Below are 12,957 nucleotides of genomic sequence, written 5' to 3'. Positions count from 1 at the left end.
TGAAGTAGCTTTCACGTATTTATGACTTTTTGATTAGAAACCCTTATAAGTTGAGACATAAAAAAACCCCTTCCAATGGAAGGGGTTAAGCTATACTCGATTAGCGTTTATTGCGGTTGCGTAAGAACGTTGGAATGTCTAGCGTATCATCACTTGATTGTGTATTTTGTCTTGGCTGAGATGATGGCTGTTGATGTTCTTCACGTTTTACTTCACGTTTTTGAGGAATGGATTGATTTTGCTTTAATCCTTGTCCTAATGGGTTTCTTTGTGATTTTGTCACTTCTGGTTCTTGCTCAATAAATCCAGTAGCGATCACAGTCACCACAATTTCATCCTTCAAGTTATCATTGATGACAGACCCGAAAATCATGTTTACATCTTCGTCAGATGCAGAAGCCACAATATCCGCCGCTTCTTGCACTTCATAAAGACTTAGGTTCGTTCCACCCGTAATGTTCATGATGACACCTTGAGCACCATCGATTGCTGTTTCTAGAAGTGGTGAGGAAATGGCTTTCTTCGCGGCTTCCGCAGCACGGTTTTCACCTGTTGCGACACCAATACCCATAAGAGCTGAACCTTTATTGGACATGATGGTTTTCACGTCAGCAAAGTCAAGGTTAATCAGACCTGGTGTTGCAATTAAATCTGAAATCCCTTGAACACCTTGTCTAAGCACGTTATCTGCCGCGCGGAATGCTTCCAGCATTGGCGTGTTTTTATCAACAATTTCAAGCAAGCGATCGTTTGGAATCACGATTAATGTGTCAACGGCTTCTTTCATAGAAGCAATTCCTTCAACTGCTTGAAGCTGACGCTTTCTTCCTTCAAATGTGAAAGGACGAGTCACAACTCCAACTGTCAATGCACCAGAATCTTTTGCGATTTTTGCAATGACAGGTGCAGCACCCGTACCAGTTCCACCGCCCATACCAGCTGTAACGAAGACCATGTCTGCGCCTTTTAATACTTCTTCAATCTGCTCTTTGCTTTCCTCAGCAGCTTTTTTACCGACTTCAGGATTCGCACCTGCTCCAAGCCCTCTTGTCAGCTTAGCACCGATTTGCATTTTAGTTTCTGCTTTTGATAGATTTAACGCCTGTGCATCAGTATTGACTGCAATAAAATCGACACCTTGTACGTCATTTTCAATCATTCGGTTGACAGCGTTATTCCCGCCGCCACCTACTCCGATTACTTTAATTGATGCTAGGCCGTCTATATTTGTTTCAAACTCCAACATGCTGAATCCTCCTAATCCGTCGAAAATCTAATTCTATTCCCAGAACATATTAAATAGTTTTTTCATTTTGCCCGGTTTTTTATTTGTCTCTTGTTGTGCTTGTTGTGCTTTTTGTTTTACTTTCGGTCTTGGCTGCGCTTCTTTCACTTGTGGTGCAGAAGAAACCGGCTCCATGGATGCGCCTACTTCATGAAACGCCTCATCTGGCATTTGGAATCCAACTTGTCTGCCCTGAATCTTTGCATTGCGATAAGCAAAGTGGATCAGACCCACTCCTGTCATATATTGAGGCTCTCTCACCCCGATATAATTCGGACTTGCAATCCTGACATTGTTTTGCAAGACTGTTTGTGCAAGAGAAAGGATACCTGGAATGGCTGCCTGTCCACCTGTTAGAACGAATCCACCAGGCAAATCATGGACACCCATATTTCTTAATTCCTCTGCCACAAAGAGCAGGATTTCTTCCAGCCGCGCTTCAATAATGTTAGCCGCATCAATTTGTGTATACGTTTGTTTTTGATCGGTACCGATCACAGAAACTTCAAATGTCTCCTCAGTCGATGCCTCATCATAAAACGCATGCCCAAATTGTTTTTTGATTCGTTCAGCTTCTTCAGTGGAAGTTCTAAGTCCTATAGACAAATCTTTTGTTATGTTCTCTCCGCCCAAAGGGATACTGTGAGTAGAATAGAGATGCCCGTTTTCAAATACGGAAATCGTTGTAGATCCGCCGCCAATATCGACAAGAGCTACCCCAAGATTTTTTTCATCTTTCGATAATGCTGCCGAGCCCGATGCGAGTGGCTGCAAGCATATATCCAGTATTTCAATTCCAGCTCTTTCTACACATCGGAGCCAGTTATGTAGAATCGTTTTAGAACCTGTAATTAACGATCCTTCCACCTCTAGCCGAACACCAAGCATTTTTTTCGGATCTGTGATCTCATCTCTTCCGTCGACGATAAATTGTCTCGGAATCACGTCTACGACGAGATGTTCTTGAGGAATAGATACTACTTGTGCAGCATCTAAGACACGTCTCACATCTTCAGCATGTATTTCTTTGTTTTCACTAGATACTGCGACTACGCCGCTCGTATTCTGAATATGAATGTGGTTTCCGTTAATTCCGACAATCGCCTTTTGTAAAGGAAAACCTACCATTCTCTCAGCCTGTTCAAATGCTTGTCTAATAGAATGAACTGTCTCATCTATATCAACAATCGATCCTTTTTTTAACCCCTCTGAAGGGACATTTCCAACACCTATAATGTTAAGCGAATCATCCGCCATTTCTCCGACGATGACTTTTATATTGGATGTACCGATGTCAAGGCTGACGTAAATTTCATTGTTGTTCATTCTATGGCACCTCCTCACATATCAATACTTTCTATTCTATTATTTGCTGAACAACAATACAATGAATGTGTTTTTACAAGTGTGTAACAAAACTTAAAAAATCAACATTTTTTATTAGGATTACTGAAAATATTCGTTACATCATATGTATATCCTTTTTTATGACTCACTTTTTTTCTTTTTTTCTCTAGAAATTGTCCATTTTGTTAGGAGAATTCTTCTAATAACTGCTATATTTTGAAACAATCTAACGCCGAATGCAAACATTCCGACTAAGTATAAGTCTACACCAAGATGGACGCCCAGAAAAGCTAAACTTATTGCCAGTATAATATTAAAGAAGAAGCCTGATACAAACACTAGTTCATCGTATGCCCCTTGCAGATGTGCCCGGATTCCACCAATCAATGTGTCAAGCGCAGCAAGTACAGCGAGGGAAAGATAATTAGAATACTCATTCGGTATCGTAAAATTAGTTAAGAAACCGATCGCAACTCCTATGATTAAGCCAAGAACAGGAAGCCACATTAAGATTTTCCCTCCTTTACATCATCAAGAGGCTTCAATTCGTTTACTTGAATTGCACCATCATATGCTTTTAAGTGGATTTTTTTCTTCGGCTGGCTCATACTCAAGCTGAAGTTTTCCTGAGCAAACAAATCACCAATATCTGATACAATTAAACGGCTGTATAATTTGTCGGCCTGCTCACTAATCATTTTAATGGTGACTTCATCACTATCTAAGCTGTAGCCATCCATTTTTGTCGTGCCATTAATATCTCGAATCACACTTGTGTTAATGACACGGCGATCATTGATGGAAATATGTTTTGCCCCAAACATATTGGCTTCATTCATTAACTTTTTCAGAAGATCAGGTGGGATATTTTTCACTTCTTCTCCGGTAAGGTCCTTGGAAAAAAGCTGAGATATTTCAATTTCAATCCCCTCCCCTTCCACTTCTGTAAAACCAGCCTTTTCTTTTAAATCCTTTAATGTTTTTGTTAATTGTGCTTCTTTTGATCGGTCTCCTTGAAGACCATATTTTTTTAGCATCTCGTCGTATTTATCAATTTCTTTGAGCAAATCCAATTCCTTACTTTTAGATGCAGATAAATCCTCTCTCAGTTCCCACACATCACGAGTATCACGAACTTTGGGCTTTTGTAAGGAATTAAATTGGATGGAGACCATGATGCCAAATATGATCATTAAAGCTGTTAAACTAAGTAAAGGCTTCTTTTTCCTCAACACCACTCACCTTTTCACTTTTAATCTTTGTTTCTTAAAAGAGGGTTCATACGAATATCCGTTTTCTCGATCGTCATTGAAATGTGATCACTTGTCAGCTGATCGACCACTCCCCCTGCAATATTTAAAGCAGGTATTAACACAGCTGGATCACCAATAGCAGATATAACAAATGGTGCTGGATGCTGAACACCATCTACTGTGACAACTGGACCGTTACAATGTATGTATGATTGGTGTGTGATTCTTTGCCCATTAATAGATACAGCAGAAGCCCCTGATATAAATAGTTCGTTTATCACATGAAAAATGTGGCTCTCATGCACAATGTAATTATTAACATTTTGTCCACTCGGGATATAAGATGCATCTTCAAGAGACACTTTTACCCCTTTTCCTTTTACACCGATCTCTCCTGTAAACATTCTATATTTCTCAACATCTTCCAGCACATTAAAATATTGCTCTTTTTCATTTTTCAAATTGGACTCAGTTGCTTGTACCTTTGATTGAAGACTATATAATTCTTTTTCGAGTTTCTGATTCGCCTTTTCTTGCGTTGTGAGCTGACTTTTCAGAGAGTATTCTTTTTTCCATTGCTCTGTTCGAATGACATCTGCCTGATGCTGCTTTGTATATTGGTATGAAAAAGAAATCAGAAAACCAAGAACAAGCATGACAATCGAGAATATAACTGTTTTGCCTCTCAACGCTCATCTTCCTTTTTCTTAGATTTAAACGCTTCGAAATACGTAGCGACTTCCATATGGATTGTGCCTTTTTCAGATGATGAAAGTTCTTTTACAATGGCTGGATAGGTTTTCATTTTATCACCGAATGTTTTAATTGATGCAATCACAGTGTTTCCGTCATTCATATAAAATTTAACTAGCCACTTGTTTGAATTGGTCGGCACATAATATATTTCTGAGATGAGCTCCTGAATAGAGGCTGGTAGTTGATTTAAAGATTTAACAGTTTGCTTCAGCTTCTCCTTATTGTCCCAATCGACAAAAATAGGTCCTGCATGACTCGGTGTCACTTCTTCTGGTAAAGCGGTCCCATTTTCAAGAAGCTCATAATATAGATTTCCCTTTTGAAGATACGCAATATTTGCATATTCTTTGACAGCAATACTCACTTTATTTGGGAAATGCTTTTTGATACTGACACTTTTAATCAATTTATTTTGTTTCAAATGATCTGCTGTTAAATCTTTATTTAAATTCCAAAACTCTGTTTCGCCTTCTTTAATTTGTGAAAGTTTAACAAGCTGTTTTGTTGAGACATGCTCGTTACCTGTGATGGTTAAAGAAGAAATTTTGCTGATAGGTGTCTGCAAATAAATAATAATTAAAACCATGATAAAAAACAGTAGTATAAAAGAGATCAGTCTCCGATTCGCTTTTTGCTTCCTTTGTTCTTTAATTTTAGGAATTCGCTCTTCTATATTGACGATCTTTTCATTTTCATGATCAGGCCGCATATATACTCTTCACCTCATTCAAAGCTGCTTGTCCACACCTTTGGGTCATCATTTTGATGAGAAAACAAACGGCATTCTTTCATGCCGTTTGTTTTCCTCAGATGCCATCATTCATAAAAACTAGCTGTTAATTTTCTTCACCGATAATTTCTACTTCTGTATGCATCTCTACGTTGTAGTCTTCTTTAATTTTCTTTTGGATGAACTGAATTAAGTCCAGCACGTCTTGAGCAGTTGCTCCACCAGCGTTGACAATAAAGTTGCCGTGCATATCAGAAATTCTAGCTCCGCCGATTTGGTATCCTTTTAAATTCGCTTTTTCTACAAGCTGTCCTGCATATTCAGGCAGCGGATTTCGAAAAATACTGCCAGCACATGGCCGGTTATAAGGCTGAGTTTCTTTACGATAATCTTTATTTTGCTGCATCTTCTTTGTGATTTTTTCGCGGTCATCCTGCTTGAGCTTAAACACAGCTTCTAGAACAATGCCAGGTCGTTCCTTTTGTAGGACTGACGTTCGATAGCTAAAATTCATTTGTTCATTTGTGAGCCACTCGATGCTTCCATCTTCAAATAAGATTCTGGCTTTCACAAGAATCTTACTGATATCAGATCCATGTGCACCTGCGTTCATATAAACAGCGCCTCCAATAGATCCCGGAATACCAGCTGCGAATTCCAGTCCTGAAAGCCCCTGTTTACTAAGTGATGTCGCGAGCCTTACGACAGAGTAGCCGCCGCCTACTGTAATTTCTTCATCATTTACAGTTAGGTGATCCAGTCCAGCACCTAACTTTAGGACAACTCCTCGAATTCCCTTATCCAGGACAAGTAAATTAGATCCTCTTCCAATGACCGTCCAATTCGTATGGTGTTTTTTCACATGATCCATGATCGTTTTCACTGCATCGATATCTTTTGGGATGATCAAAAGATCTGCTGGTCCGCCTATTTTCATTGTTGTATGATTTGCAAGCGGCTCATTTTCAAGTACTTTACCAACTTGCGCTTCTAATAATTCATTCTTCAAGTTCTCCATATTACCCTCCGCCTTACCTAATATCATTCCATCATGTAGTTGTAATTTCTTTTAACACATTATATAAACGTGTAGCCGCATCTGGTACTCCGAGTTCTTTCGTTAAACGGCTCATTTGGTTGAGTTTTTCTTCATTACCAGCAATTTCATCAATGGCATGCAGCAAACGATCTCCTGAAAGCTCTGATTCTCTTAAAACAATCGCAGCATCATGTTTTTCAAGTGATCTTGCATTGATTTCCTGATGATTTGCCGTCACGTATGGGCTCGGAATAAAAATGGTTGGGATTCCAAGAGCCGTTACTTCAGCAATTGTTGTAGCTCCTGCTCTTGCAACAATCACATCGATCGATTTCAGGTACTCTGGCATTTGATGCAAGAAAGGTTTGGTGATCATATTAGGTGCTGCACCTTTTTCCTTTAGTTCATTCAACACTTTTTCATAATGAACCTCACCTGTGATATATAAAAGCTGGTAGTTTTTAGCCTTTAAATCATCTTGCATTTCGATCACTGCTCTATTGATAGGAGCAGCACCTCGACTCCCGCCGAAAATAAGAACCGTTTTTTTCTTTTCATCGAGCCCAAATTCTTTAAGAGATTTCCCCTCTTTTATAGAGACGACTTCAGAGGCTCTAGGGTTTCCCGTAAATACAACCTTTTCAGAAGGAAAATGTGCCTTTGCCTCATCAAAGCATATGGCTACCCTATTAACATATCTCGCTAGGAACTTATTTGTAATACCAGGCAGGCTGTTTTGTTCGTGTATAATGGTCGGGATCTTCAGCTTAGAAGCCGCATAAACAACAGGCCCACACACATAACCGCCTGTTCCAATAACCGCATCAGGCTTGAATTCTTTTAAGTAAGATTTGCTTTTTTGAACGCCTTTTAAAAATCTCATCACCGTTTTGACGTTATCAAAGGAAAGCTTTCGTTTAAAACCTGAAATTTCTATTGCCTTGAAAGGGATATTTTCTCTTTCTACAATTTTCTTTTCAAGTCCATTTTCAGTACCGATATATAAAAATTCCACATCAGGATGCAGTCTTTTCACTTCTTTAATAAAGGCTAAGGCCGGATAAATATGTCCGCCTGTTCCGCCTCCACTGATTACTATACGCATTATACCATTTCCCCTCAATTTTTTTCTGCTCTGAACAAAGTATAAACCCTGTTTTAAACAACAGGGCTTCATTAAAACCTGTAAAGAAGAGTCAAAATAAACGTTTTCGAAACAAAAACTGTCATTTTCACTCTTCAAATCATTTTTTTATACTTTTGCAAAATAAACGTCAACATGGTTTCATTAGCTTCAGCACGCTAATATCTTGCGTACCTGCTGACATTAAGAAGTACGCCAATCGCCATCAGCATTAATGTCAATGATGAGCCGCCATAACTAAGGAATGGGAGCGTGATACCTGTCACAGGAATAAGTCCAGTGACAACTGCGATGTTAATCATTACTTGAATGGCAACCATTGAAATAATACCAACTGCTAGGAAACTCCCATATAAGTCTGGGGCTCCAAGTGCTATTCGTATGCCTCTCCATAATAGAACACTAAAGAGGAGTAAAATGAGTGATCCCCCTATAAAGCCAAGCTCTTCAGACAATATCGCAAAGATGAAGTCCGTTTGGGGCTCAGGTAAATAGAAGAATTTTTGTCTACTTTGACCAAGTCCCATTCCGAACAGACCACCTGGACCAACAGCGTATAAGGACTGAATAATTTGAAACCCACTGCCTAGTGGATCTTCCCAAGGATTTAAATAAGATGTAATTCGTTTTATTCGGTAGGGTGCTGATAAGACAAGTGCAGCGAACCCGCTGAGCCCTATAAGACCGAGAAATATAAAGTGAGCAATTCTCGCACCTGAAACAAATATCATAATAATACAGGTTCCAACCATCACCGTTCCTGTTCCCAGATCCGGTTGAAGCATGATGATGGCAAATGCAGAAAATACAATGCCTAAAGCTGGGGCAAAACCTTTTCGAAAGGATGTGATATTTTTTTGCTTTTCAGATAAGAATTTTGCAAGAAACGCAATCATCGCAAGCTTCATAAATTCAGAGGGCTGAATACTAAACGCACCGACACCGATCCAGCTTCTTGATCCATTTCTCTCCATACCGATACCAGGAATAAGTACAAGCAGCAAAAGGAGAAAACAAACAGCAATCAATATCTTTGACCAAGTCCGCCACGTCCAATAATCGACTCGCATAATGAAAAACATTGCGATAACTCCGATTCCGGCAAACAAAAGCTGTCTTTTTGCAAAATAAAACGAATCATCAAATTTATACGATGCCCACACTGCACTAGCGCTGTACACCATAATTAAACCAATCGTCAATAAAAGTAACGTAATGACAACAAGCAAAAAATCCGGAGAAGTTTTCTTATTCGTCAAGAGACCGACACCCCAAGCATAATTTCATTTGGGCTGTCAGTCATATGAGAGACAAGCCCTTATTTAAGCATATGCACGGCGTTTACAAACATGTCTCCACGTTCTTCAAATGTTTTATGTTGATCCCAGCTTGCACAAGCCGGAGATAATAAAATCACGTCTTCTTCTTCAGATATGTTAAACGCCGCAGGTACTGCTTGTTCAACATTATCGACATGTTTTACGTGATGTATTCCAAGCTCTTCACCAAGCTTCACAAACTTAGGTGCAGTCTCACCAAATGTGATAATTCCTTTGACATGTTTCATAAAAGGTTTCAACTCATCAAATTCATTGCCTCGATCAAGTCCACCTGCTAATAAAATAGTCGGTTGTTCGAAGGCTGACAATGCTTTAGTTGTTGCCAGTATATTGGTCGCCTTGCTATCGTTATAAAATTTCCGACTCTGAATTGTATCTACAAATTGCAGACGATGCTTCACCCCACCAAATGTGGTGAGTACGCGTGTGATCGCTTCATTTGAGCAGCCTGCATTTTTTACAACACAAATAGCTGCCAGAATGTTTTCTTGATTATGCTCACCAGGAAGGACAACATCCTTTACATCAATGATATGTTCATTCATGTAGTAAATTGCACCATGTTGAATAAACGCACCATGTTCTACTGGCTCTTTCACTGAGAAAAACACTTTTTTTGCTTTTGAACCTTCTGCTAGTTTTACAACGGAAGGATCATCTAGGTTAATTACAGCGATGTCATCTTCTTGTTGATGTGCGAATACTTTCTGCTTTGCTTTTTCATATTCATCACGAGTGTGGTGATAATCTAAATGTGCATCAAAAATATTTAATATTAAGCTGATTTTAGGTCTAAATTCAACTGTTCCCATTAACTGAAAAGAAGAGAGTTCTGTTACGATCCACTCATCGCCAGCTGCATTTGCAGCGACTTCACTGGCAACTGTTCCAATATTACCCGCCACTAATGTTTTTTTGCTGTCTTGTTTCAGCATTTCATAAATCAATGTCGTGGTAGTGGTTTTTCCATTCGATCCAGTAATCCCAATAAAAGGAGATGAGGTTAAATGATACGCTAATTCTATTTCCGTCCAAACTGGAATTTGGCGGCGAAGCGCTTCTTGAACCATCACATTTTCATATGGAATGCCTGGATTTTTAATTAAAATTGTAATGTCTTTATCTTCGAATATACGAAGAGGATGACTGCCACAAATGACATCAATCCCCTTTTCAGAAAGTAGCTGAGCAGGTTCATTTTCTTCAAACGGTTTTTGATCATTTACCGTCACATTTACTCCATGTTCATGAAGAATTGAAGCTGCCGCATATCCGCTTTTAGCAAGACCTAATACTAGTACATGTTCGTTTTTTAACATTTGCATCTTATTCAATTATAACCACACCTCGATGTAAATTCCTAAAACAGCAAGTAATAAACCAGCTGTCCAGAAGGTGACAACTACTCTCCACTCTGACCAGCCAACTAACTCATAGTGGTGATGAAGCGGACTCATCTTAAAGATTCTTTTGCCGGTTGTTTTAAAGGAGATGACTTGAAGAATAACGGATAACGTCTCAACAACAAATACTCCACCAATAATGACAAGTAAAATTTCAAGCTTCGTTAAAATCGCAATTGCTACAATGGCTCCGCCTAATGCTAGAGAACCTGTATCACCCATAAATACTTTTGCAGGATGTGCGTTAAACACAAGGAAGCCAAGAACGGCTCCTGCAACAGCTACTGAAAAGATCGCCACATCATACTGGGATTGATTCCAAGCCAGTATAGCAAATGCTCCGAAAGCAATAGCAGCGGTTCCAGATAAGAGGCCATCCAGTCCATCTGTTAAGTTTACGGCATTAGAACCTCCGACAAGCATGAAAACAACAAGGATAAAGTAAGCCCATCCTAAATCAAAGCTGACGTCTGTTCCTGGAATGCGAATCGTCGTTGCAAACTGATAATAATGGAAAACTGCATAAAAGATCACAGCGATCACAATTTGACCGATTAATTTCTGTTTCGATGTTAATCCAAGATTTCGTTTCATCGCTACTTTAATATAATCATCTAAAAATCCTAATAGGCCGTAACCAAGTGTGACAAATAACAGTAAAAACATTTCTGGACTAATCTCAGAAAATTTGTTGATCATCACAATTGTTGTAATAGTGATAGAAAAGATAATCATGATGCCGCCCATTGTCGGCGTACCAGATTTCTTTTGGTGGGACTGCGGGCCCTCTTCTCTAATACTTTGACCAAATTTTAGTCTTCTTAAAAACGGTATAAAAATCGGGGATAAAAGAACACTGATTAAAAATCCCATTATGATTGTAAACAATATCACCTGTTCAAGCATCGTTCTTTACTCCTTCCGAATTTCCAAAGCCGTTTTCCATCAGAAAATTGCATTCATTATTATGGTATTCATTCGCGTTCTTCGTATGTTGTTTTTGTACAAAATGCTTCATTTCATTACACTCTTTTCATTATTTTAAGATTTGTTTAGATCTAAAATAGCGTCAATAGCAACCTTTGCATCATCAAAGTCATAGACTTGATCGTCAATAATTTGATAGGTCTCATGGCCTTTACCGGCTATTAAGACTGTATCGCCTTTTTTCGCATTGGCAATGGCAAAGAAGATCGCTTGTTTTCGATTCACAAAGCTATGATAATATGCGTCTGGTACCCCGTTTTCCATATCTTTTAAAATGGCTGAAGGATCTTCGCTTCTTGGGTTGTCTGATGTAAATACAGGTTCATCTGCATATTTCACAGCGATTTGAGCCATTTGAGGACGCTTTGTTTTATCACGGTCGCCGCCGCAGCCAATCACGCAGAAAATTTTGCCCTCTGTTAATTCTTTACATGTTGTGAGGACATTTTCTAAACTATCAGGTGTATGTGCGTAATCGACGATGACAGGGAAGTCTTGATCGCAGTTTACAAGCTCAAATCTGCCCTTGACTCCTTCCAGCTCTTCAATCGCACTCACGATCGTCTCAAATGTTAAGCCAGATACGATCCCAACTGATACCGCTGCGAGGATATTATACACATTGAACTTTCCGACGAGGGCAACCGTCACTTTCTTGGTGCCGATTGGAGTGACCAAATCAAATTGAGTTCCCTTCGGCATGATTTGAATATTTTTTGCCATGACATCTGCTTTTCGCTCTAGGGCATACGTCATGATTTCAGCAGCTGTGACTTTTTCAAAATAACTCGAAGCCTCATCATCTGCATTTAAAATCGCATGCTTCGGTTTATTGTGATGAAAGGCACTTCCGAGCTGAGAAAACAGCAAGCTTTTCGCATGTTTATATTCTTCCATTGTGTTGTGGTAGTCAAGATGGTCCTGCGTAAGATTTGTGAAAACAGCAATATCATAGTCACATCCATGCACCCTGCCAAGATGGAGGGCATGTGATGATACTTCCATGATGGCTGTGTCTACATCTTGATCAAGCATCTGTTTAAACGTTTTTTGAAGTGTGACACTTTCAGGTGTGGTGTTTTTCACGTCGAGAATGTCATCATTCACCTTCATATACATCGTACCGATTAAACCTGTTTTCTTCTCGGCTTTTCTCATCATTTGTTCGATCATGTGTGTTGTTGAGGTTTTTCCGTTTGTGCCTGTGATCCCGATGAGATTCAGCTTATGAGTGGGCTGTTCATAAAACGCATCAGCTATTCTTGCAAGTGCTCTTTGAGAGTGTTTCACAATAATGACTGGTACCTCTGTTATGTTAAGAGGGTGTTCTGCTACAATGGCAGCAGCCCCGCTTTTCACCGCTTTTTCAGCATAATCGTGTCCATCTACTGTATAACCTTTTATACAGACAAAAAGGCTTCCCTTTTTCACCTCTCTTGAATCCATTTCAATGGAAGTGATATCAGGATTTTCGTTTATCAATTCGTTGTTTTCACTTTTAAAGTATGTAAGCAGTTCTTGTAATTTCATTTTCATATCAAACCTCTCAAATTCGTTCACGTGCATGTCTTGTGAAAAAAACACACAGTCTATATTTTATCGTAAAAAAAAGGATACATCCAGCGTATTCCTTAAGTTTCTGTTGGAAAAAACACACTTTGGACTCTTTTTTT

General features: G+C 39.1%; 12 protein-coding genes. All 12 read right to left on the bottom strand.

The features are described from left to right. Window positions 1–100 precede the first annotated feature (100 nt). The gene (ftsZ, locus tag MHB79_RS07445) at window positions 101–1,246 is read right to left on the bottom strand and encodes a cell division protein FtsZ (RefSeq protein WP_003211613.1); all 1,146 of its coding nucleotides are present in this window, start codon (window positions 1,244–1,246) and stop codon (window positions 101–103) included. 33 nt (window positions 1,247–1,279) lie between these two features. Beyond that, entirely contained in the window at window positions 1,280–2,611 is a 1,332-nt protein-coding gene (ftsA, locus tag MHB79_RS07440) for a cell division protein FtsA (protein ID WP_003210781.1), read from the bottom strand. 159 nt (window positions 2,612–2,770) lie between these two features. Then, window positions 2,771–3,139 carry a small basic family protein gene (locus MHB79_RS07435; RefSeq protein ID WP_003210988.1) on the bottom strand — a complete coding sequence of 123 codons (369 nt, stop codon included), beginning with the start codon at window positions 3,137–3,139 and terminating at the stop codon, window positions 2,771–2,773. Next, complete coding sequence (locus MHB79_RS07430) at window positions 3,139–3,864, bottom strand: DUF881 domain-containing protein (RefSeq protein WP_050945097.1); 726 nt, start codon at window positions 3,862–3,864, stop codon at window positions 3,139–3,141. Before MHB79_RS07430 ends, MHB79_RS07435 begins: the two co-directional genes overlap by 1 nt. 20 nt (window positions 3,865–3,884) lie before the next feature. After that, window positions 3,885–4,574: a DUF881 domain-containing protein gene (locus MHB79_RS07425; RefSeq protein ID WP_003211621.1), complete on the bottom strand. Its 690-nt coding sequence runs from the start codon at window positions 4,572–4,574 to the stop codon at window positions 3,885–3,887. Then, the gene (locus MHB79_RS07420; RefSeq protein WP_050945098.1) at window positions 4,571–5,350 is read right to left on the bottom strand and encodes a cell division protein FtsQ/DivIB; all 780 of its coding nucleotides are present in this window, start codon (window positions 5,348–5,350) and stop codon (window positions 4,571–4,573) included. Before MHB79_RS07420 ends, MHB79_RS07425 begins: the two co-directional genes overlap by 4 nt. Window positions 5,351–5,477: 127 nt before the next feature. Then, entirely contained in the window at window positions 5,478–6,389 is a 912-nt protein-coding gene (gene murB / locus MHB79_RS07415) for a UDP-N-acetylmuramate dehydrogenase (RefSeq protein ID WP_003212095.1), read from the bottom strand. A gap of 31 nt (window positions 6,390–6,420) precedes the next feature. Then, window positions 6,421–7,515 (bottom strand): undecaprenyldiphospho-muramoylpentapeptide beta-N-acetylglucosaminyltransferase, encoded by a 1,095-nt coding sequence (murG, locus tag MHB79_RS07410; protein WP_003212323.1) that lies wholly within the window; start codon window positions 7,513–7,515, stop codon window positions 6,421–6,423. 197 nt (window positions 7,516–7,712) lie between these two features. Continuing rightward, complete coding sequence (gene spoVE / locus MHB79_RS07405) at window positions 7,713–8,813, bottom strand: stage V sporulation protein E (RefSeq protein ID WP_003212197.1); 1,101 nt, start codon at window positions 8,811–8,813, stop codon at window positions 7,713–7,715. A gap of 59 nt (window positions 8,814–8,872) precedes the next feature. Further along, window positions 8,873–10,219, bottom strand: coding sequence for a UDP-N-acetylmuramoyl-L-alanine--D-glutamate ligase (murD, locus tag MHB79_RS07400; protein ID WP_412056549.1), 1,347 nt, complete (start codon window positions 10,217–10,219; stop codon window positions 8,873–8,875). 9 nt (window positions 10,220–10,228) lie between these two features. After that, window positions 10,229–11,203 (bottom strand): phospho-N-acetylmuramoyl-pentapeptide-transferase, encoded by a 975-nt coding sequence (mraY, locus tag MHB79_RS07395; protein ID WP_003211854.1) that lies wholly within the window; start codon window positions 11,201–11,203, stop codon window positions 10,229–10,231. A gap of 135 nt (window positions 11,204–11,338) precedes the next feature. After that, entirely contained in the window at window positions 11,339–12,814 is a 1,476-nt protein-coding gene (locus MHB79_RS07390; protein WP_340990579.1) for a UDP-N-acetylmuramoyl-L-alanyl-D-glutamate--2,6-diaminopimelate ligase, read from the bottom strand. Between the last annotated feature and the right edge of the window lie 143 nt (window positions 12,815–12,957).

The organism is Bacillus sp. FSL M7-0558 (genome assembly GCF_038003245.1).
Classification (GTDB): Bacteria; Bacillota; Bacilli; order Bacillales; family Bacillaceae; genus Bacillus; species Bacillus pumilus.
This window is presented reverse-complemented; position numbering and strand designations above follow the sequence as displayed.